Source organism: Streptomyces sp. NPDC096132 (assembly GCF_044763345.1).
In the GTDB taxonomy this organism is placed as follows: domain Bacteria; phylum Actinomycetota; class Actinomycetes; order Streptomycetales; family Streptomycetaceae; genus Streptomyces.
Window position 1 is genome coordinate 30457 of sequence record NZ_JBIWGA010000028.1, and the last position, 21185, is coordinate 51641.

General features: G+C 69.3%; 19 protein-coding genes. 15 read left to right on the forward strand and 4 right to left on the reverse strand.

Annotated elements, in window-relative coordinates; translation table 11 throughout:
- Nucleotides 1-20: 20 nt before the first annotated feature.
- The 3 genes from ACIRF9_RS42430 to ACIRF9_RS42440 all read left to right on the forward strand — a co-directional run bounded on the left by ACIRF9_RS42430 (nucleotide 21) and on the right by ACIRF9_RS42440 (nucleotide 2739).
- Complete coding sequence (locus ACIRF9_RS42430; RefSeq protein WP_403833960.1) at nucleotides 21-872, forward strand: fumarylacetoacetate hydrolase family protein; 852 nt, start codon at nucleotides 21-23, stop codon at nucleotides 870-872.
- A gap of 108 nt (nucleotides 873-980) precedes the next feature.
- Complete coding sequence (locus ACIRF9_RS42435) at nucleotides 981-1727, forward strand: SDR family NAD(P)-dependent oxidoreductase (protein WP_403833962.1); 747 nt, start codon at nucleotides 981-983, stop codon at nucleotides 1725-1727.
- Between the two features lie 10 nt (nucleotides 1728-1737).
- Nucleotides 1738-2739: an aldo/keto reductase gene (locus tag ACIRF9_RS42440; RefSeq protein WP_403833964.1), complete on the forward strand. Its 1002-nt coding sequence runs from the start codon at nucleotides 1738-1740 to the stop codon at nucleotides 2737-2739.
- 148 nt (nucleotides 2740-2887) lie between these two features.
- Here ACIRF9_RS42440 and ACIRF9_RS42445 read toward each other — a convergent pair whose 3' ends face one another.
- Nucleotides 2888-4813 carry an alpha-L-fucosidase gene (locus tag ACIRF9_RS42445; RefSeq protein WP_403833966.1) on the reverse strand — a complete coding sequence of 642 codons (1926 nt, stop codon included), beginning with the start codon at nucleotides 4811-4813 and terminating at the stop codon, nucleotides 2888-2890.
- Between the two features lie 888 nt (nucleotides 4814-5701).
- Between ACIRF9_RS42445 and ACIRF9_RS42450 the strand changes: the two genes are divergently transcribed.
- From ACIRF9_RS42450 to ACIRF9_RS42480, 7 genes are all read left to right on the forward strand, one after another.
- On the forward strand, nucleotides 5702-6541 hold the full coding sequence (locus ACIRF9_RS42450; RefSeq protein WP_403833969.1) for a polyphosphate polymerase domain-containing protein: 840 nt from the start codon (nucleotides 5702-5704) through the stop codon (nucleotides 6539-6541).
- Nucleotides 6538-7215, forward strand: coding sequence for a DUF4956 domain-containing protein (locus ACIRF9_RS42455; RefSeq protein WP_403833972.1), 678 nt, complete (start codon nucleotides 6538-6540; stop codon nucleotides 7213-7215). Before ACIRF9_RS42450 ends, ACIRF9_RS42455 begins: the two co-directional genes overlap by 4 nt.
- A complete protein-coding gene (locus ACIRF9_RS42460) occupies nucleotides 7215-8909 on the forward strand; it encodes a CotH kinase family protein (protein WP_403833974.1) in 1695 nt (564 codons plus the stop codon). The genes ACIRF9_RS42455 and ACIRF9_RS42460 overlap by 1 nt, the downstream gene beginning before the upstream one ends.
- Before the next feature lie 227 nt (nucleotides 8910-9136).
- Complete coding sequence (locus ACIRF9_RS42465) at nucleotides 9137-9889, forward strand: response regulator transcription factor (RefSeq protein ID WP_403833976.1); 753 nt, start codon at nucleotides 9137-9139, stop codon at nucleotides 9887-9889.
- Between the two features lie 53 nt (nucleotides 9890-9942).
- Nucleotides 9943-11487 carry an ATP-binding protein gene (locus ACIRF9_RS42470; RefSeq protein WP_403833978.1) on the forward strand — a complete coding sequence of 515 codons (1545 nt, stop codon included), beginning with the start codon at nucleotides 9943-9945 and terminating at the stop codon, nucleotides 11485-11487.
- Between the two features lie 668 nt (nucleotides 11488-12155).
- On the forward strand, nucleotides 12156-13799 hold the full coding sequence (locus ACIRF9_RS42475) for a glycoside hydrolase 43 family protein (RefSeq protein WP_403833980.1): 1644 nt from the start codon (nucleotides 12156-12158) through the stop codon (nucleotides 13797-13799).
- 311 nt (nucleotides 13800-14110) lie between these two features.
- Nucleotides 14111-16429 carry a beta-L-arabinofuranosidase domain-containing protein gene (locus ACIRF9_RS42480; RefSeq protein ID WP_403833982.1) on the forward strand — a complete coding sequence of 773 codons (2319 nt, stop codon included), beginning with the start codon at nucleotides 14111-14113 and terminating at the stop codon, nucleotides 16427-16429.
- A gap of 90 nt (nucleotides 16430-16519) precedes the next feature.
- On the opposite strand, the gene ACIRF9_RS42485 is transcribed toward ACIRF9_RS42480, so the two are convergent.
- Nucleotides 16520-16798, reverse strand: coding sequence for a muconolactone Delta-isomerase family protein (locus ACIRF9_RS42485; protein WP_403833985.1), 279 nt, complete (start codon nucleotides 16796-16798; stop codon nucleotides 16520-16522).
- A 105-nt stretch (nucleotides 16799-16903) separates the two neighbouring features.
- On the opposite strand from ACIRF9_RS42485, the gene ACIRF9_RS42490 reads away from it, so the two are divergent.
- Nucleotides 16904-17446 carry a ricin-type beta-trefoil lectin domain protein gene (locus tag ACIRF9_RS42490; RefSeq protein ID WP_403834140.1) on the forward strand — a complete coding sequence of 181 codons (543 nt, stop codon included), beginning with the start codon at nucleotides 16904-16906 and terminating at the stop codon, nucleotides 17444-17446.
- A gap of 15 nt (nucleotides 17447-17461) precedes the next feature.
- Nucleotides 17462-17692, forward strand: a complete 231-nt coding sequence (locus tag ACIRF9_RS42495; RefSeq protein ID WP_403833987.1) for a hypothetical protein — start codon at nucleotides 17462-17464, stop codon at nucleotides 17690-17692.
- A gap of 545 nt (nucleotides 17693-18237) precedes the next feature.
- On the opposite strand, the gene ACIRF9_RS42500 is transcribed toward ACIRF9_RS42495, so the two are convergent.
- Nucleotides 18238-18489: a hypothetical protein gene (locus tag ACIRF9_RS42500; RefSeq protein ID WP_403834153.1), complete on the reverse strand. Its 252-nt coding sequence runs from the start codon at nucleotides 18487-18489 to the stop codon at nucleotides 18238-18240.
- Between ACIRF9_RS42500 and ACIRF9_RS42505 the strand changes: the two genes are divergently transcribed.
- The 3 genes from ACIRF9_RS42505 to ACIRF9_RS42515 all read left to right on the forward strand — a co-directional run bounded on the left by ACIRF9_RS42505 (nucleotide 18395) and on the right by ACIRF9_RS42515 (nucleotide 19322).
- Nucleotides 18395-18730 carry an RICIN domain-containing protein gene (locus ACIRF9_RS42505; protein ID WP_403834143.1) on the forward strand — a complete coding sequence of 112 codons (336 nt, stop codon included), beginning with the start codon at nucleotides 18395-18397 and terminating at the stop codon, nucleotides 18728-18730. The genes ACIRF9_RS42500 and ACIRF9_RS42505 overlap by 95 nt on opposite strands.
- Nucleotides 18667-18834 carry a hypothetical protein gene (locus ACIRF9_RS42510; protein ID WP_403834145.1) on the forward strand — a complete coding sequence of 56 codons (168 nt, stop codon included), beginning with the start codon at nucleotides 18667-18669 and terminating at the stop codon, nucleotides 18832-18834. Before ACIRF9_RS42505 ends, ACIRF9_RS42510 begins: the two co-directional genes overlap by 64 nt.
- Nucleotides 18835-19043: 209 nt before the next feature.
- Nucleotides 19044-19322, forward strand: a complete 279-nt coding sequence (locus tag ACIRF9_RS42515) for a hypothetical protein (protein ID WP_403833990.1) — start codon at nucleotides 19044-19046, stop codon at nucleotides 19320-19322.
- 212 nt (nucleotides 19323-19534) lie between these two features.
- Here ACIRF9_RS42515 and ACIRF9_RS42520 read toward each other — a convergent pair whose 3' ends face one another.
- Entirely contained in the window at nucleotides 19535-21127 is a 1593-nt protein-coding gene (locus tag ACIRF9_RS42520; RefSeq protein WP_403833992.1) for an FAD-binding protein, read from the reverse strand.
- Nucleotides 21128-21185: the final 58 nt, after the last annotated feature.

Consider the following 21185-nt stretch of genomic DNA (forward strand, 5'->3'; position numbering starts at 1 on the left):
GGACGCCCTGGAGGTACCCTGTGAAGTTCCTGCGCGTCGGCCCGCCCGGCCAGGAGACACCCGCCGTCGCGGGACCGGACGGCCGGGCATACGCTCTGACGTCCCTGACGGACGACATCGACGCGACCTTCCTCGCCGCGGACGGGACGGCCCGGGTACGGGAGGCCCTGGCCGCCGGCGTGCTGCCGGAGATCGACATCACCGGGCTGCGTACCGGCGCACCGATCGCCCGGCCCGGCAAGATCATCTGCATCGGGCTGAACTACCGCGACCACGCCGAGGAGACCGGCGCGCCGATCCCTCCTCGCCCGGTGGTGTTCATGAAGGCCCCGTCCACCGTGGTCGGCCCCTACGACCAGGTCCTCATCCCTCGGAATTCAGTCAAGACGGACTGGGAGGTGGAGCTGGCGGTCGTGATCGGTCGGCCCGCCCGCTATCTGGACTCTCCTCGGGAATCTGCGGACGTCATCGCCGGGTACGCGATCAGCCACGATGTCTCCGAGCGTGAGTTCCAGCTGGAGTACTCGGGTCAGTGGGACCTGGGCAAGTCGTGCGAGACCTTCAACCCGCTCGGCCCCTGGCTGGTCACCGCCGACGAGATCACCGACCCTCAGGCGCTGGGCCTACGGCTGTCCGTCAACGGGGAGCAGCACCAGGACGGCAACACCAAGAACATGATCTTCGACGTGGCGTACATCGTCTGGTACCTGAGTCAGTACATGGTCTTGGAGCCCGGCGACGTGATCAACACCGGCACCCCCGCAGGCGTCGCCCTCGGCCTGCCCGGCACACCGTTCCTGCGTCCCGGCGACGTCGTCGAACTGAGCGTGGACGGCCTGGGCACCCAGCGCCAGACCTTCGCCCGGGCGTAAGAGGGAGGACTCCATGACCGCGCCGACCAGCATTCCCAACGAACCCGGCCGTCCCATCGCGTACCGAGCGCCAGGCACCGTCACCGTTGCAGACAAGGGGGTTCGCGCATGAGCGACTTCGACGGACTGCGGGCGATCGTCACCGGCGGAGCCTCCGGCATCGGACGCGCCACGGTCGAGGAACTCAGCGGACGCGGCGCGATGGTCGCCGTGCTGGACCTCGAACCTGGCGACGCCGTCCATGGGTTCCGGGCCGACGTGAGCGACGACGTGTCGGTGCGTACGGCGGTGGAAGCCGCGGCCGCAGCCATGGGCGGGATCGACATCCTCGTCAACAACGCGGGCATCGGCGCAACCGGAACCGTGGAGGGCAACCCGGACGAGCAGTGGCAGCGGGTCCTGGACGTCAACGTGCTGGGCGTCGTCCGCACGACCCGTGCCGCCCTCCCCCATCTGCGCCGGTCGCGGCACGCGGCCATCGTCAACACCTGCTCCATCGTGGCCACCGCCGGCCTTCCGCAGCGCGCCCTGTACTCCGCGAGCAAGGGCGCGGTGCTGTCGCTCACCCTGGCGATGGCCGCTGACCACGTCCGGGAGGACATCCGGGTCAACTGCGTCAATCCGGGCACCGTCGACACCCCGTGGGTCGGCCGCCTCCTCGACTCGGCGGCCGACCCGGCGGCGGAGCGTGCCGCCCTGAACGCCCGTCAGCCCACCGGACGTCTGGTCTCCGCTCGTGAGGTCGCCGCGTCCATCGCCTACCTGGCAAGCCCCGCCGCCGCCTCCATCACCGGGGTCGCGCTGGCCGTCGACGGCGGCATGGCGGGTCTGCGGCTGCGGTCGGCCGGAAACTGAAGGATCTGTCATGACACAGACGAGACCGATCAGGCGCAGACGGATCGGCCACAGCGACACCTGGGTCGGCGAACTGTCCTTCGGCGCCGCCGGAATCGGCAACCTGTTCACCCCGGTGACCAACCAGGAGGCCGACGAAGCCCTGGCCGCGGCCTGGGAGTCGGGCATCCGCTCCTTCGACACCGCCCCCCACTACGGGCTCGGGCTCTCGGAGCGCCGCCTCGGTGCCGCACTCCGCGACCGGCCCCGCCAGGAGTACACCGTCTCCACCAAGGTCGGCCGCGTCCTGGAACCCCTGGCCGACGCGGTCGGCGACGACCTCGCCAACGGCTTCGCCGTACCCGCGACCCACCGACGGGTGTGGGACTTCAGTGCCGAGGGCGTACGGCGCAGCCTCGAGGCCAGCCTGGAACGACTGGGCCTGGATCACGTGGACACCGTCTACCTGCACGACCCCGACCAGCACACCGAGCAGGCCCTCACCGAGGCGTACCCGGCGCTGGAGCGCCTGCGCACCGAGGGACTGGTGAAGGCCATCGGCATCGGCATGAACCAGACCGCCGTCCCCACCCACTTCATCCGCGAGACCGACATCGACGTCGTGCTACTGGCGGGCCGGTACTCCCTGATCGACCAGAGCGGCCTCGCGGACCTGCTGCCGGAGGCCCACCGGCGCGGCACCTCGGTCGTCGTCGGGGGCGTCTTCAACTCCGGCCTGCTGGCGTCCCCGTCGCCCGGCATCACCTACGACTACGCGCCCGTGCCGGAGGGACTGCTAAGGCACGCGTTGCGGCTCCAGGAGCTCTGCGAGCGGCACGGAGTACCGCTAAGGGCAGCCGCCGCGCGTTTCCCCCTCGGGCACCCGGCTGTCGCCGCGGTGCTGATCGGACTACGCAGCGGGGAGCAGGTCCTGGATGCCGTCGAGCAGTTCCGTCGGCCTGTGCCCGACGCCCTGTGGCACGAACTGCGCACAGCCGGACTGCTGGAAGCCGGCGTACCCGTGCCGGGCTAGGCTGACGGATGTGCGTCGGGTGCCCCCGCGGGAAGCCTCGGGGAGCCCGTAGAGGGTGGCTAGGCGCCCAAGCGCCTCGGCGGGACCTCGCCGAGGCACAGCAGTTGCCGGACCGCCGAGAGAAGCCTGACGACCTGACGAGCGGCGGTCACACGGACACGATCCGCCACTGTTGCCGCTCTGCCCGGGTGTAGGTCCACTGGTTGACGGCCGCACCGTCCGCCGTCGATCCGTTGTCGACGTTGAGCGCGAGCCCGGAGAGCCTATTGGTGAGGAAGAAGTAGCCGTCGCCGGTCGGGGTCACCGCCCAGTGCTGCTGCGGCACACTGTCGTCCGACCAGATGCCTGCCTTGCCGCCGTTCACCCGCGAGAGTCCGCCCACCTCCAGGACCTTGCCGCTGCTCACCCCCCGGATGGTGTAGTAGCCGTCGCCGGTGGAGACGAAGGTCCACTTCTGGTTCGCCTGGTTCCGCCAGGGCTGCTGGCGCACTTCGGTGCCGTTGGCGGTGCCGTCGGCGAGCACGTCGGCCACCTTGCCACTGGCGCGGTTCACCAGCTGGTACACGGTCGAGTTGCCCGGCAGCACACGCGACACCAGGGTGGGCTTCTTCCTCCTGCCGCCGATCCGCACCCCGCCCATGTTCGCGTAGCCGCCCGTGCCCTCCACGGCCTCGATCCGCACGTACCCCACGTTGCGCGGACTCCATTCCACGACCTTCAGGGCCCGGCTGCCGCCCCAGATACCGCCCCCCACTTCCGTGAAGCGGGTGCCGTCGGTACTGGTGGATATCTTGTACGAGATGATGTCGCCGTCGCTCGTGTTGTTGCGGCCCCACTGCTTGGGCAGGTACTCGAGCGTGGACACGTTGCTCCACACCCCGCCGAGGTCGATGGTGATCGAGTGCGGCAGGTCCAGGCTCCACGTCGACCAGCAGGTCTCGAAGTTCCTGTCGCTGAGCCCGTCGATCGCGTTCATCGGGCCCTCGCCGTCATGGAAACCGGTGGCGTAGGCACTGACCGGTGTCACCGGGTGCTCGGCGCGCGGAAGTTGCGCGGGCAGCGGCGGGCGGGACTTGTCGGGCCGCCAGGCGGATCCCACTTCGGCCAGTCTCTTCACGATGTTGTCGTCGAGTCTGCCGTCGCGGTTGGGCGGGCAGTTGAGGATGAACGAGGTGTACTTGGGCTCCAGGTCGACCAGATGGGACAGGATCGACGCCTTGCTGATGGGGTCGGTGGTCGGCGTCGAAGGGTGCCAGAACCATCCGTCGCTGATCGTCTGCCCCTGCAGGGCGGCGTTTGTGTTCCCCTCCGGCGCCGTGATGCCCAGAGGCTCCTCGAAGTAGATGGCGTCGCCGAGGAACGGAACCGACAGTCCGCCGTGGTCGATCATGACAATGTCGGGCTGGAGGGACTTGACGTGCTCGCGGATCCGCTGGTACGAGACGGCCTGCTGTCCCATCTGCCAGCCGTAGCCGTCGGTGACGAACATGTCGATGGTGCCGTAGCCGGTCAGCAGTTCGGTGATCTGGTTGAGCATGTACGTGAGGTCACCGGGCACGATGGTCTGGTCCGCCCCCACCCCGTGCCGGGTGTCGTACCCCTGGACGTTGTACGACCGGTCCCAGATCGAGAAGTACAGGCCGACACGGAGCCCCTCCGCCCGGAAGGCCTTCACATACTGCTCGACGATGTCCCGTCGGTAGCCGCTGTTGGCGACGTTGTAGTCGTTGTACTTCGTCGGCCAGAGGCAGAAGCCGTCGTGATGCTTCGTGGTGAGCACGCCGTAGCTCATCCGCGCCGCCTTGGCTGCTTCGGCCCACTGCGCGCAGTCCACCTGGGACGGGGCGAAGAGGGCGGGGTTCTGGTTGGGCGCGGCCCACTCCTCGTCGGTGAACGTCCCCATGTTGAAGTGGTTGAACATGCCGAACCGCATGTCCACCAGTCTTCTCAGCGCGGTCCCGGGCTTGTCGGCGGCTGCGGCCGGGGAGGCGGAGAGCGTGGGCAGCGCCGCCGCGGCGGCGGTGACCCCGCCGACGGTCAGGACGGAACGGCGGGACGGACTTCCTGACGACATGTTCTGGCTCCTGGTTTCAGAAGGGCGCGGTGTCCGGCACCGAGGGTCGCGCCTCGGCGGCTTCGGTTCATGGGGTGGACAGGGATGGACCCGCCGGAATGCGGTGATGGGGTGAACCCTCCCGATCCACGAAGTATGGGGAGACGCCCTGCGAACGGATGGCAGCACTGCGGTGTCGACGGCTTCGAGCCGACGCGGTATGCCACCTCGGCCACGGGCGGGCGTCGCCGGATGTCAGGCATGAATTTCTTGCATGTAACCGAACTGTGTCAACCATCTTGCTGGGATGAAAAGCGCTTCAACTTCAACACCAGACCCATAACATCCCTTTTATTCCATTTCTCTTCCCTGAAGCATCCCATGTCTGGAGCCATGAAGGGTTCGAGGCAGATGAGGGCCGTCCAGGGGCACTGGAGGCGGTTCTCGCCGGCCAGGAGGTCGGCGGCAAGTTCCTGATGAGCGCGGCGGCCGCAGCCTTGGTCAGGGTCTCGGCGGTGGGGCCTGTGACGTGGCGTTTGCGCGGATGCAGGACCAGCCGGGGCTCGTCCGCCGGTCCGGTGACCTTCTCCAGGCGGGTGGGCGGTGGACTCCTCGACCAGCACGGTACGGCGGAGACCAACGCGAGCTCGGCCGGACTCCCGAGCGGGGACCCCCGGTCGTTCATCTCAGAGCCATCCAAAAGGCTCCTGAAATACACCCGTCATTCTCATCGGCCCTTCAGGAGCCGCTGGTTGCGTATGCGTCGTTGGCTGGTCCGCACGGAGAGCAAGGAGACGCATGGTGTTCCGGTCGAAAGCAGCCGCGCCCAGGCACGCACGGGCCCGTGGGGCTCGGGCGGACGAAGGCGAGAGCAACGCCGGCCAACACGAGGCAACGGCTCCGCTGCACGTGGCCAGTCGTCTGCACGCGTTCAACCGGTTCGAACTGAAATATCTCGTACCGGTCGAACAGGCGGCCGAGATCCGGGACGAACTGGCCGAGCGGATGGACCGTGACCTGCACAGTCCGGTCGGCGGCTACGGGGTGTGGAGCCTGTACTACGACACCCCGCAGCTTCGCTTCTACTGGGAGAAGATCGAGGGGCTGAAGTTCCGCCGCAAGCTGCGCCTCCGCCACTACGGCGACCTCGACGGCGTGACCGACGAGTCACCGGTGTGCGTGGAGATCAAGCAGCGGGTCAACCGGGTCACACAGAAGCGCCGTATCACCCTCCCCTACCAGGTCGCGCGCAGACTGTGCGACGGCAAAGAGATGGTGGAGCACTCACTGAGGGAGAGCGCGTTCATCCAGGAGGTGCTGGAGCTGATCGTGCGGCTGAACCTCCAACCCACCGCGATCACCGGCTACCAGCGTGAAGCCCTGGTGGGACGCGACGCGGACACCGGGCTGCGCGTGACCTTCGACCGGCGCGTCCGCGGCCGGGACCGGGACTTCCACTTCGGCATACCCACGCCCGAGAACCGGTTCACCATCCCTGCGCACCTGTCAGTGATGGAGATCAAGGTGAACGAGCGCACTCCGCACTGGATCACGGATCTCGCGGCCCGCCGGAATCTGAACCTCGTCCGGATATCCAAGTACGTGCAGTCCGTCGAGGCCTTCGGCCTGGCACCCCGGTCGGTCTTCCACGTCAACGAGGCGGACTACCCGCCCCCCACCTCCACAGGACAACCGCCGCAACACCAGCGGCCGGCGCCGGGCGCGCCGATGAAGGCAGGAGCACAGTGAACTTCGAACTACAGGAACTCAGCGGCACGTTCAGTGTGGCCGACGTGGTGGCGGCCATGGCGCTGTCGTTCATCCTGAGCACGGCGATCGGATACGCCTACCGCTACACGCACCGCAACGTCTCCTACAGCCAGTCCTACGTACAGACCCTTGTCATCGTCGGCATGATCGTCGCATTGATCATGCTCGTGGTCGGATCGAACCTGGCCCGGGCATTCTCACTGGTCGGCGCGTTGTCCGTGATCCGCTTCCGAAACGCGATCAAGGAAACCAGGGACGTGGGCTTCGTCTTCCTGGCGATGGCGATCGGCATGGCCTGCGGAGCCCGCTTCTACACCCTGGCCGCCGTCGGCGCGGTGGTCATCTGCACCGTCGTCATCGTCATGTTCAAGTTCAACTGGTTCGCGCTCAACGTCCAGCGGCAGGTCGTCAAGGTCCAGGTCCCGGCCGGGGAGAACCACACCCCCGCCATCACGGACGTGCTGATCAAGTACACCAGCGAGTTCGAGTTGGTGAGCACCGAGACGATCCGGGGCGGGGCACTGACCGAGGTGTTCTACACCGTCCGCATGAAGAAGGGCACCGAGCCGGGCGACCTGGTCTCGGCTCTCCAGGCACGCACGTCCGGGCAGCGCGTGACGGTCCTGACCGGCTACGACACGACCGACCTGTGATGGCGGGCCGTCCAAGGAGGCCCGGGCGACGGCTCCGGGACCGGCTGCCGGTCCGCCTGCGCCACCACTGGAGGCCGGCCGCCGTCCTGAGCGTCGGGCTCGCGTCGATGGTGTACTTCCTCGGCAACGCGCGTGTCTCTCCCTACGTCACCTCCGCGTCGCAGGTGGAGTCCGACCCCATCACCGAGAACGTCGAGGGCACGGTGGACCTCTACGACCGGACGGTGTCCCACTCGATCCAGCTCACCTACGACCAGAGCAGGTTCGAGAAGGTGATGGAGGAGTTCCGCGAGGATGGCACCAAGGACTACATACAGGCCGACCTCACCATCGACGGGGTCCATCTGGAGGACGTCGGAATCCGGTTGAAGGGGAACTCCACACTGATGTCCCTGCGTGGCACTTCGGGCATGGCCGGTGGCGGCCGGACCATGCCGAATGCCGCGCAGGGCGCTCCGCAAGGCGCCGGTGAGGCCGACGCAGGTGCATCGGGGGAAGCGACGAACGGAACGGGCGGTCAGGACGGCGCCCGGAACGCGGACGGCGGCGGCATGGGTGGCGGCATGGTGTCGTACAACCTGTCCGAGGACAAGCCCGAGGAACTCCCGTGGCTCATCAAGATCGACGAGTATGTCGAGGGGCGTGCCTACCAGAGTGAAAGGGAGATCTCACTCAGGCCGGGCAGCGACGCGCAGGTGCCGCTGAACGAGGCGCTCTCGCTGTCGCTGACCGAGGAGAGCGGCCAGACGGCCGAGCAGTTCGGCTTCACATCCGTGCAGGTGAACAACCGGCCGGCCGTCACCCGCCTGATGGTGGAGAGCCCCGACACGGACTACGCCGAGGACTTGGGCAACGGAGTGCTCTACAAGGCGAAGGCCGGAGGCAGCTTCGCCTACATCGGCGATGACCCGACCGACTACGAGTCTTCGTTCAAGCAGCTGAACAAGAAGGGCAGTCAGGACCTCGAACCGGTCATGCAGCTCGTCAAGTGGGTCAACAGCGCCTCCGACGAGGAGTTCGCGCGGGATCTCGACACGTACGTCGACGTCGAGTCGTTGGCCAACTACGTCGCCATGCAGAACCTCCTGATGAACGGCGACGACATGGCCGGCCCCGGCAAGAACTACCTGCTGTGGTACGACCTGGACACCAAGAAGTTCTCCGTCCTCGGCTGGGACTACAACCTCACCTTCAGCGGAGACGCCACAGCAGGACCGGACGAAACCTTCAGCATCGGAGGAGGCAGAGGAGGCAACGGCGAGCAGGGCGCTTCCGCGGGGAACGGCACGGCACCGGAGGCCGGACAGGACGGCGCGGCGGGCGGAGCGCCCCAGGGCATTCCCTCCGGTGCTCCCCAGGGAATGCCCGGCGCAGGCGGCGGCCAGAACGGGGGCGGGGAAGGCCAGGACCTCGCCGGCGGAGGCGGCGGAGGCGGATTCTCTTCGGGACACATCCTGAAGGAACGGTTCCTGGAGTCCGACTCCTTGGACGATGTCTACAAGGACGCCTACCGGTCGCTCTACCAGAAGCTCTACGGATCGGGAACCGCCGCGGATGCGCTGCAGACCATCTCCGAGGAGGCCCGCGCCGCCGGAGCCGCCAGCGAAGACCTCGACACCGCGGCCTCGACCCTCGAACAGACCGTCACCCAGCGGACCGAGGCACTCGCCGAGGACACGCAGGTGACCGGCTGAGCCGCCGGCATCCCGGGCTTCCCGTCTGTCATGCCCGCCCGGGATGCCGGCTCACGTCACCGTCCGACCCTCAGGGGTCCTCGCACCTGGCGCGATCTCATCGGGCATTCAGGGAGCGAGGACCCCTCACTCATCCCCCGCACAGAAACCGTGGATAGCATCGCGCCTCCGTCCCAGACCGGGCCCTCGGGCCCGGTCTGCCTACATGTCCGAGGTGAGTCGGAGCCGTGAGCCAGAACGATGCCGCCCCGTCGACGCCCGGTGCCCGCCACACCGTTCTGGTCGTGGAGGACGACCCGGGTATCCGCGCCCTGCTCACGTCCGCCCTGCGCGCCGCGGGTTACGCGGTGGTGCCCGCCGGTACCGGGCAGGAGGCCATGTTCGAAGCGGGCCGCCGCAGCCCGGACCTCATTCTGATGGACGTGATGCTCCCGGACACCGACGGGTTCGTGCTGACCCGGGAGTTACGGACGCTGGGTGCGTACACCCCTGTCCTGTTCCTCACCGCCCGAGGCGAGGTAGAGGACCGGATCGTCGGGCTCAGCTCCGGCGGTGACGACTACGTGACCAAGCCCTTCCATGTACAGGAGGTACTGCTGCGGATCCGGGCCATCCTGCGCCGGGGCAGCGCGCCCGCGTCCGCGTGGAGCCCTCGGCGAGAGCTGCGCTATGCCGATCTGATCCTGGACGAGGGCACACACGACGTACAGCGTGCCGACCGGGCTTTGAAACTGTCCCCCACCGAGTTCCGGCTGCTGACCTGTCTGCTGTCCCACCCCGAGCGTGTGCTGGAGAAGGCCGAGATCCTACGGCTGGTGTGGAGGTACGACTTCGCGGGCGACACACGCATCGTCGACACGTACGTGAAGAATCTCCGCCGCAAGATCGACCAGACACCGCCCGCTCTGATCCACACCGTCCGAGGGGTCGGCTACTGCCTGCGCCTGCCCCGCCAGGGGGCCGGGACGGCCGCCCCGTGAGAATGCGGCTGCGACCGTCACGACCTCGCTCCCTGCGCGGACGCCTCATCTGGATGGCCTGCCTGCCGGCCGCGGCGGCGGTGCTCGTGTGCCAGATCACCGGGCTGATCGTGCTGCGGTCCTGGCTCATCGACCAGATCGACGACCGGCTCCTCGACTTCCGTCCCCCCGCCCACGTGTACCTGCAGATCGCCGACACCGGAGCCCTCCGGCATCCCGACCCCGACGACGGTCTGCCCTCGGACTACCACGTGTACTTCTACGGCACCGACGGCCTCTTGCTCGCGGACTCCCTCGGCGACGGGGCGGGCCCTCCCCTGCCGGAGACGGACGCCGGTCTGCACCCGGCCGACAACGAGCCCGTCACAGTACGTGACGACACCGGGAACCGGGAACGGAGTTGGCGCCTCGTGACCGACTCCGGGCCCCGGAACATGCGCGCCGTGGTGGCGCTCCCCCTGGACACCGTGGACGGCGCAACCACCACACTCCTCTGGCTCGGACTCGTGCTGGACGCGGGTGTCGCCCTCGGTGTCGTCCTGCTGAGCAACGCCGCGGTCCGTCTCGGCCTGCGACCGCTCACCAGGATCGAGCACGCGGCGCAGCGCATCACAGACGGTGCCCTGGACCTCGGTGTTCCCGCACTCGACCCGAACACCGAGGTCGGCCGCCTCGGTATCGCCCTGAACACCATGCTCGACCGATTGCGCGCCGCCCTGCGACGTGCGGAGGCGTCCGAGACCCGTCTGAGCCGCTTCATGACCGACTCCGGCCACGAGCTGCGCACGCCGCTCACCTCGATCCAGGGCTTCGCGGAACTCCTCCTCCACGAGCCCGGGATGCGCGACCGGCGGCGCACCGAGGCGTATGAGCAGATCGCGCACAACGCCGACCGTATGACGCGCATGGTGGGCGATCTGTTCACGCTCGCCAAGCTCGGCGACGCGCCACTGCTCAAACGGGAGACCGTCGACATGCTCGCCCTGGCCGCCGATGCGGTGACGACCGCAGCCGTACGTCATAGCGGCCACCGCGTCAGCCTGGAGCCGGTGGGCGACGGTCACGAGGCCGGCCAGGACGGCGAGCTCTCCGTTGTGGAGACACTCGGCGATCCGCACCAGCTCGCTCAGGTGATGGAAAACCTCGTGACCAACGCCTGTGTCCACACCCCCGCCGGGACCTGGGTCCGTGTCGGGGTCGGCACCACGCGGACCGACGCGGGAGCCATGGGCGCGGACCGCCCCGGACGGAGCAGTGTCTGTCCTCCGTTGCCGCCGGGCGTCCCGGTCTGCGTGGTCGAGGTCTCCGACGGCGGCCCCGGCATCGGACCGGACGAGGCGCCCCACGTCTTCGACCGGTTCTACCGAGCCACCGCAGGCCCCGGCGCGGAGGCCGAAGCGGGGTCCGGTCTCGGCCTCGCCATCGCGTCGGCCATAGCCGCGGCCCATGGCGGTCGGCTGGAACTGGACACCCTTCCCGGCCCGGGCTGTACTTTCCGCCTTCTCCTTCCCGTCGCCCACTCCGTGGAACGGGACGATCACCCATGTGTTCCGGGCGAGCACGGTGACGGTGACGTCCGAACGCGGGCAGGGCAGTAGGCCGCGGAGGAGATCGCTGAGGCGGTCGTCGTCCGTCATCTCCGAGCACGGGATGCCGCACCCCTGGCGAGCGCGGACGGGTGCGGTCGAGACGTTCGGTGCGAGAGGTATTGACGTTCCCTCCGAGCCTTCTAGTATCCATGGCGACCGACGGGCCGGTCGATGGTCGTGATATCGAACATGACCGTCGGGTCGATCCGGGCACGCGGCACGACCCAGGCACGACAGCACCCGCATCATCAGCACCGGCAAGGCCCTCCCACGCGCCACCACGCCGGACGCACAACGACGCGCATGGTGGTCGTACGGCGGGCCCCGACCGCCCATGGAGTCCGTATGCCTGTGGACACACCACGTCTTCGTCCGCGCCTCCACCGTGCAGCCCTGACCGTCCTGAGGACATCAGCCACGGCGTACTCGTCCGCAACGGCACAGCAACAGCAACGACCAGAACATGACCACGGCAGCCGGGTACCCCCACCATCGGGCGGGAGCCCCCGGGTGATCGGTCCGTGACCCTGGCCCGGCCCACTGCCACGCGCGACACCCGAGGTCTGTGCGCCGGGGAACCGACGCCCCGGCATCTCCCCCTGACGCAACGCACCTCGTCGGGTACCACCGTCACCCGCTGACGTCCGGTCCCGTCACACGAAGGAGAGCGATCGCCCATGTCATGGCTCAACCAAGAGCGCAGTCGCCGCTCAGCGCTGGCCACGGCCACCGGTCTGTTGGCCGGGGCCTCGGTGCCTGCCGCGTCCGGAGCACGCGCGGCAGCGTCCACGCCCACCGCGGCGAGTCCCGAGTCCGTCGCCGCCTCCTACGCCAACCCGGTGATCTGGCAGGACTTCGCGGACATCGACATCATCCGGGTCGGCAACACCTACTACTGCTCGGCCTCCACGATGCACTACTCGCCGGGGGCACCCGTCCTGCGCAGTTACGACCTGGTCAACTGGGAGTTCGCCGGTCACTCCGTGCCGACGCTGGACTTCGGCGCGAAGTACGACCTGAACGGCGCGCGGGGCTATGTCAGGGGCGTCTGGGCCTCGTCCCTCAACTACCGCCCGAGCAACAAGACGTTCTACTGGCTGGGGCAGATCGACTTCTCCAAGACGTACATCTACACCGCGACGTCCGTCGACGGCACCTGGAGCAGGCTCACAACGATCGACAACGCCTACTACGACGCGGGCCTGCTCATCGACGATGACGACACCATGTACGTGGCCTACGGCAACACGACCATCAACGTCGCCCAACTCTCCGCGGACGGACGCAGTCAGGTCCGGACCCAGCAGGTCTTCACCACGCCCTCGAGTGTCGGGGCCCTCGAGGGCTCCCGCTTCTACAAGATCAACCGCAACCACTACATCTTTCTCACCCGTCCGGCGAACGGGCAGTACGTCCTGAAGTCCACCAGCGGCCCCTTCGGGCCCTACACCCTGCGGCAGGTTCTCCTCGACCTGCCCGGACCGGTCTCCGGCGGCGGCGTCCCGCACCAGGGCGGACTCGTCCAGACCCAGAACGGTGCCTGGTACTACATGGCCTTCGTCGACGCCTACCCCGGCGGCCGCATCCCCGTCCTCGCCCCGATCACCTGGACCTCGGACGGCTGGCCGACCGTACAACTCGTCAGCAGCGCCTGGGGCGCCTCCTACCCCACCCCCGCCGTCCCGGCCCCGCCCCGCCAGGTCACCCCGCTGACCGGCGTCGACACCTTCGCCGGGACGACCCTCACTCCGAAGTGGGAGTGGAACCACAACCCCGACAACAGCAGGTGGTCCGTCAACAACGGCCTCACCCTCCGGACCGCCACGGTCACGGACGACCTGTACTGGGCCCGGAACACCCTCACCCACCGGATCCAGGGGCCCACGTCCACCGCGACGATCCAGTTCGACCACTCGGCCATGAAGGACGGCGACCGAGCCGGGCTCGCGCTGCTGCGCAACTCCTCGGCCTGGATCGGCGTCAAGCGCGACAGCGGCGCGACGCGGGTGGTGATGGTGAACGGCCTGACCATGGACAGCAGCTACAACACCACCGGCACCGGCACCGAGGTCGCGAGCGCCGACGTCTCGGGAAGCCGCGTCTGGCTGCGCGCGGACGCGGACATCCGCCCCGGCGCGGCCCGACCGGGAACTTTCTCCTACAGCACGGACGGCACCACCTTCGTCCGTCTCGGGCCCGCGTTCACGATGGGCAACGAGTGGCGGTTCTTCATGGGCTACCGGTACGCCATCTTCAACTACGCCACCCAGGCGCTCGGCGGCTCGGTCAAGGTCACCCGGTTCGAACTGACCAGCCCCTGACCGGGCAACCGCCCCTGCGTGGTCGGCGGAGCGTGCCCCGCCCGGGACCCGGCGCTCGCGTCGGCCGTCACCGAAAAAAATCGCCGGACACCGCGCTCACCTCGCGTGCCACCTCGGCGGCTCACAACCCGCCGCCGGTCGTGGCGACGGCCCGGGCAAAGAACCTCCGCGCAACCAGGAACAGGACAGCGACGGGAGCGGGGCCCGGCCCTCCAGCCAGGGGGAAGGCGCCCGCCCTCGTACACCGACCGGTCCTTCCCCATCGTCCGAACCACCGACCAGAGTCTCCCCCGTCATGGAAAGGGCACACGATGTCTTCCTCCGTCAGCAGACGCCGCCTCCTGCAGGTGGCCGGGGCCACAGTCGTCGCCTCCTCCGCCGGGCCCCTGCTCGGCAGTGCCCCCGCGCGCGCCGCCGTCGTACCTCCGGCCCGCGCGGACATCGGGGTGCTGGCACACCCCTTCGACTTCGGCCAGGTCCGGCTGACCGCGAGCCGGTGGCTGGACAACCAGAACCGCACCAGCAGCTACCTGCGGTTCGTCGACGTGGACCGTCTGCTGTACGTCTTCCGCGCCAACCACGGTCTGTCCACGGGCGGCGCCACCGCGAACGGCGGCTGGGACGCGCCGTCGTTCCCCTTCCGCAGCCACGTCCAGGGCCACTTCCTCACCGCCTGGGCCCAGCTGTACGCCGTGACCGGCGACACCGTGTGCCGGGACAAGGCGACGTACATGGTCGCGGAACTGGCCAAGTGCCAGGCCAACAACGGCGCCGTCGGCTTCGGTACCGGATATCTCTCCGGCTACCCCGAGTCCGACTTCACGGCCCTGGAAGCACGCACCCTGAGCAACGGCAACGTGCCGTACTACACGCTCCACAAGACCCTCGCCGGCCTGTTGGACGTGTGGCGCTACGTCGGCAGCACCCAGGCCCGCAGCGTCCTGCTGGCCCTGGCGGGCTGGGTCGACACGCGCACCGGCCGGCTCACCACGGCGCAGACACAGGCCATGCTCGGCACGGAGTTCGGCGGTATGAACACCGTACTGACCGACCTCTACCAGCAGACGGGTGACGACCGCTGGCTGACCGTGGCCAAGCGGTTCGACCACGCCGCGGTGTTCGACCCGCTGGCGGCCGGCACGGACGCACTCAGCGGGCTGCACGCCAACACCCAGGTACCGAAGTGGATCGGCGCCGCCCGTGAGTACAAGGCCACCGGCACCACGCGCTACCGGGACATCGCGACCAACGCCTGGAACATCTGCGTCGGCACCCACACCTACGCGATCGGCGGCAACAGCCAGGCAGAGCACTTCCGCGCTGCCAACTCCATCGCCGCCTACCTGAACCAGGACACCTGCGAGAGCTGCAACACCGTCAACATGCTCAGTCTCACCCGGGAGCTCTACGCCCTCACCCCGGACCGGGCGGCTCTGTTCGACTACTACGAGCAGGCATGGCTCAACCAGATGATCGGCCAGCAGAACCCGGCCGACCCGCACGGCCACGTCACCTACTTCACTCCCCTCAAGCCCGGGGGCCGGCGTGGTGTGGGACCGGCCTGGGGCGGTGGCACCTGGAGCACCGACTACACCACCTTCTGGTGCTGCCAGGGCACGGGCCTGGAGATGCACACCCGGCTGATGGACTCCGTCTACTTCCACGACGGCGGCAGCACCCTCACCGTGAACCTGTTCGTGCCGTCCGTCCTCACCTGGACCGAGCGCGGCCTCACCGTCACACAGACCACGTCCTTCCCGGCGACCGACACCAGCACCCTGGTCGTCACGGGCAACGCCTCCGGGACGTGGACGATGCGCATCCGTATCCCGGGCTGGACCACCGGGGCCGTGATCAGCGTCAACGGCACACCGCAGAACGTCACCGCCACCCCCGGCAGCTACGCCGCCCTCACCCGCTCCTGGACCGCCGGCGACACGGTGACCGTCCGCCTGCCCATGCGGATCATCATGCGGCCGGCCAACGACAACTCCAAGGTCGCCGCGATCACCTACGGACCGCTCGTCCTGTCCGGTGACTACGGTGACACCGCGCTGAGTTCCCCGCCCTCCCTGGACACGTCCACGATCAAGCGGACCGCCACCGGCCCGCTCACCTTCACCGCCACCGCGAACGGCACCACCGTCGACCTCGGACCGTTCCATGACGCGCACGGCCACAACTACACGGTCTACTGGAGCATCGGCTCTGCCCCCACCGTCCGCCTCCTCAACGCCAGCAGCGGTCTCGTCCTGGGCATCCAGAACATGTCCACGGCCGACGGCGGCCGGGCCCTGCAGTGGAACGACAGCGGCACGGCCGACCACAACTGGGAGCTGGTCAACGACGGCGCCGCCTTCCGCATCCGCAACGCCCACAGCGGCAAGGTCCTCGGCGTCCAGGACATGTCCACGGCCGACGACGCGACCGTCCTGCAATGGTCCGACTCCGGAACCGCCGACCACCGCTGGAGCCTGCTGGACCAGAACGACGGCACCTACAAGATCCGTAACGAGAACAGCGGCAAACTCCTCACAGTCGCGGGCGGCTCCACCGCCGTCGGCGCGTTCGTGGTCCAGGACTCGGACGACGGCACGGCCGACAACCGGTGGCGCGTCGTGCGCAATTAGCGCTGCTGCCCCCTCCGGGAAGGGAGCGTCCACGGCCGGAGGCAGGCCGTGGACGCTCCCTTCCCACCGGGTCAACCCGGTTCCCGGGCCTCAGCCGATGGCCGACGGGTGCCGGGCCAGCGGTATGACGGTGATACCCATGTAGGGGACGAGCGGAAGTCCCCAGAGGATGTCGTTGAGTTGGTCGTTGTCGGTGACGTCGAAGACACTGAGGTTGGCGTCCTGGCCGGCGCACCGCCACAGGCGGAGCCACGCTCCGGTGTGCTGCAACTGCTGCGCGTACTCCTTCTCCGCCGCGAGTGCCGAGGCGCGCGCCTCAGGGTCCCGGTCGGGCGGCAGACCGACGGTCATACGGACGGCGAAGAGCACGGTTCGGAGAATATCGTTTGACTTCAAACAATAGGGGCCCGCATCCGCCCGGGTCAACCGCCCCGAAGCCCCCGGGGCCTCCACCGCCGACGGCCCCGGGTCATCATCCACGGCTGCAACGGTGCCGCCAACCAGAACTGGACCTTGACCGGAGGCGGTGAGCTGCGCGGCTACGGCGACCAGTGCCGGGAGGCCTACGGCCAGGGCACGGCCAACGGGACCAAGCTCGGCATCTACACCTGCAACGGCGGTGCCCACGAGAAGTGGACGCTCACCGAGAGCGGGGCGATCGCCGGCCTCCAGTCGGGACGCTGCGTCGACGTGAGCAACGAGGCCACCGCCGGCGGTTCACCCCTCGCGCTGTACGACTGCAACGGTCAGGCGAACCAGAAGTGGACACGCGGCTCACCACCGCCCCGTCGCTGGAGAGGGTCCCCGCCTCCGCCGGCCGGGCTGTCCGACGCGGCATCCGCCGGACAGCCAGACACCCCCATGACTCCGGCTCAGGGACGCGGGAGGAGACACGGCCGGCCGACTCCCCCAGGCCGCCGCCTTCCCGGATCCGCCTCGGGACCTCGTCCCCGTCCCTGGGCCGGCCCCCCGCCGCTCGACTCCCCCGCCGCGTTCCCACGCGGCGCACAGTCCTAAAGGAGAGGTACGCCCATGTCCCCCAGAACACCGCGTCCCGGACGCCCGACCCGCCGGTGGCGGGTCGTGTCGGCCTCGATCCTCACCCTGCTCGCCTCCCTCGCGGCGCTGCTGCTGCCCGCCGCCCAGGCAAAGGCGGCCTCCGTGTCCTTCACCCTGGGCGCCACCCGAACCGACCAGAACAGGAACACCCTCCAGCTTCACGGTCTCGGCATCGTCAAACTCCGGGAACACCTCGTTCCATGACATCCCCTGCTCCACCTCGACCAACCTGTCCGACTGGACGTACCAGGGGGTGGCGCTGGCCAAGCAGAGCAGCGGTGACATCGGCCCCAACCGCATCGTGGAGCGGCCCAAGGTCATCTACAACGCGTCGACCAGCACCTACGTGATGTACATGCGCATCGTCAGCCAGGGCAGCTTCCGTCCGCTGGGCTTCCAGAGCCGGAACCTCGGCCTGTTCCAGGAACACCGACGGCACCGCCTACCTGCTCAGCGAGGAGCGGGCCAACGGACTACGCATCGACACGTTGTCCGCCGACTACCTCTCCGTGACCAGCTCGGTGGCGCTGGTCGGCGACTACGAGACGCCGGCCATGGTGAAGGTGGGCGGCACCTACTACCCGTTCGGCTCGCACCTGAGCGGATGGGCACCAACGACAACGTCTACGCCACCGCCACCTCCCCCGGCGGCCCGTGGTCGTCCTTCTGGACGCTCGCCGCGCCCGGCACCAACACGTACAAAGTCAGACGGCCAACATCGTCACCGTGCAGGGCACCGCGGGCACGACCTACTTGTACGCGGGCGACCGCTGGAACACCGGTGACCTCGGCGACTCACAGCTGATCTGGCTCCCGCTGACCATCCGGGGGACGACGGTGAGCCTCGGCCAGTACCCCTCCTGGTCGCTCGACGCAGCCGCCGGAACCTGGTCGCCGGGCAGCGGCATACCCGGCGTCGGCGTCCACACCCTCACCAACGCGGGCAGTTCACTGCTGATGGACGCTTCCGGGGCCTCGAAGTTCAACGGGGGCCCCGTCATCCAGTGGCCGTCCACAGGCGGTGCCAACCGGAAGTGGAACCTGACCCAGGTGGACAACATCTACACGCTGACCAACGTCAACAGCGGGCTGTGCCTGGACGTGCCGGACCAGCCGAAGAGCAGCGGTGGCAGGTGCAGCAGTGGACCTGCAACGGCGGCACCAACCAGCAGTGGGCGCTGGACCTGGTCGACGGCTGCTCCGGCAGCAGCTACATGCTCGTCAACGTGGGCAGCGGTCTGAACCTCGGCGTGGCCGGGTCGACGGCCCAGGGCGCGGCGGTGGACCAGGAGGGCACCGGAGCGGGGCGCGAACAGCCTCGCCTGGAACATGTCCTGACGCGGTGACGGCACGGCAGGCGGCTTCCGGCGGCAGGGCCCTGGTGGTGCTCTGCCGCCGGTTGGCCGGTTCAGGCGGAGCGGATCTCCTCCGGCGGGATCCTGAGGTAGCGGATAGCCTGCCGCCAGTGCGTGAAGGCGACGTGCAGGGACCCGTCCGGGGTCTGCCGGGCCGACGGGAGGAAAGCTCGCGGTTCAGGCGGTCTCGGGAGTTGTTGGTGAGACAGTGGCCGTCGCCGGTGGCCAGGTCCAGGGCACGGGACCAGGAACGGCCCCCGTCCGGGGAGAGCGCGAGCGACAGCGGGGCGCGGGGAGCACCCCAGAACGCCGTCCTGCGCCCGGCATCCGGCGTGCCGGTGGCGAAAGGCTGGGCGGGGGCCGTGGCTGTCGTCCCGGCGACGATGCCCGTGTCGTCGATCTCGTCGTACAGGGAGAGTCTGCGGGCCACGGCGTCCGACACCTTCCTCGACGTGGCGTTCCGCGCCCTCGACGACTGAGGGTCCGCCCCGCGTCCCCACTCCGGCCCCTCGCCGCCGGTCCGCTGCGAGGGGTCGACCGGCGATTCGCGGCCACCGCGCCGGCGGCGGCCGAACCTGCGCCCTCCCCGGAGCACGGGACGTCCGGGACCGGTTCGGCCTCGGACCGCTCGCGGCGGCCTCACGCCGGGCCCGGTCACCGCGGCACCTCCGTCGTGCCCTCCCGTGCCCCGCTACGGAATCCGCCCGGAGCCGGCTCCGCGGTCGGCCAGGTGACGCCCGGCGAGGTGTCCGAAGACCATCGCCGAGCCGATCGGCGCCCCGGGCCCGGGGTAGTACGGGCCCGCCACCGACGCCATGGTGTTGCCGGTGGCGTAGAGGCCCGGTATCACCGCCCCGTCCGCGCGCAGGACCCGGGCCGTGGTGTCCGTGCGCAGTCCTCCCTTGGTGCCGAGGTCGCCCAGCACGAGCCGCACCGCGTGGAAGGGGCCCCGCTCGATCGGCACAAGGCCCGGGTTGGGTCCGGTGCCGTCGGCGAAGAACCTGTCGTACGCGTCCTCGCCCCGGTGGTGGTCGGCGTCGACACCGTCGGCCGCGTAGGTGTTGAAGAGACGTACGGTCTCGGTGAGTCCTGCGGCGTCGACACCGGTGGACGCGGCCAGTTCGTCCAGGGTGTCGGCGGTGTGCCAGAGACCCGCCTCCGCGAAGGACTTGCGGTCGGCCGGGACCACGACGATGCCGGGCGGTTCCTCTCCCCAACGGCCGTCGAAGACCCACCACACCGGCCGGTCGGGCGCGTTGCCGACGTTGGCGGCGAGCATCGCGCGGCCCATGCGGTCGTAGGGCAGGCACTCGTTGGCGAAGCGGCGGCCGTGGCGGTCGACGAACACTCCGCCGCGGAAGCCCAGGGCGAAGTTGGCCGAGCCGTCCGGGAAGAGCACCGACGGGCACCACCAGGACTCGGCGAGCAGCGCGGTGTCGGCCCCGATCGCCTGGGCAGCGAGGATGGCGTCGCCCGTGTTGCCGCCGGGGGCACCCATCGTCCACTCGGCGCCGGGCAGTCGCTGCCACTCGCGGCGCAGCCGGTGGCTGGCCTCGAAGCCGCCGGCCGCGAGCAGGACACCCTTGCGGGCGCGGACGCGAAGCGTTCCCTCCCCGTCGGAGGTGCTCAGCTCCGCGCCGGTGACGGCCCCGTCGGCGTCCGTGACCAGGGCGGTGAGGGCGGTGCGCAGGCGGGTCCTGCCGTGCCCGGTCGCCCGCAGGGCCACCAGCAGCCGGGCGATCAGCGCGCGTCCGTCCGTGAACGGTCCCTCCGGGCCCCGGACGCCGAGGCGCTCCTCCCAGGCCGCGGGCCGGACCGCCGCCAGCAGGTCGTCGCCGGCTTCCGGTGTCGGGTACTCCACGGGGAACACACCGCGCCCGAGCGGGAACCGGCCGGGGGCGTCGAAGTAGTCGGGGAACGGCCGGTGTTCGAAGAGGACGTCGTGGTCGTGCTCCAGGAAGTCGACTGTCGGGCCCGCGTTGTCGATGTACGCGTCCTGCAGGTCGGCCGGGGTGCTGTCGCCGACGATCGCCCGGAAGTAGGACCTGCCCAGTTCGGCCGAGTCCTCGACCCCGGCTCTCGACTGGGCCGCGTTGCCGGGCAGCCACAGGCAGGCGCCGGCATACGCGGTGGTTCCGCCGTAGTAGCCGGTCTTCTCGACCACCAGCGTGTCGAGCCCGGCGGCGGCGGTCGTGCAGGCGCCGGTCAGCCCGCCTCCGCCGGAGCCGATAACGAGAACGTCGCACTCCTCGTCCCAGTCGGTGGTCGTCGCCTCGTCGGTCATGTCCGTGACTCCTCGGTCGTGCGGGTGGCTGGGGAGGGAGCGATGGGCGGGGCCGGTG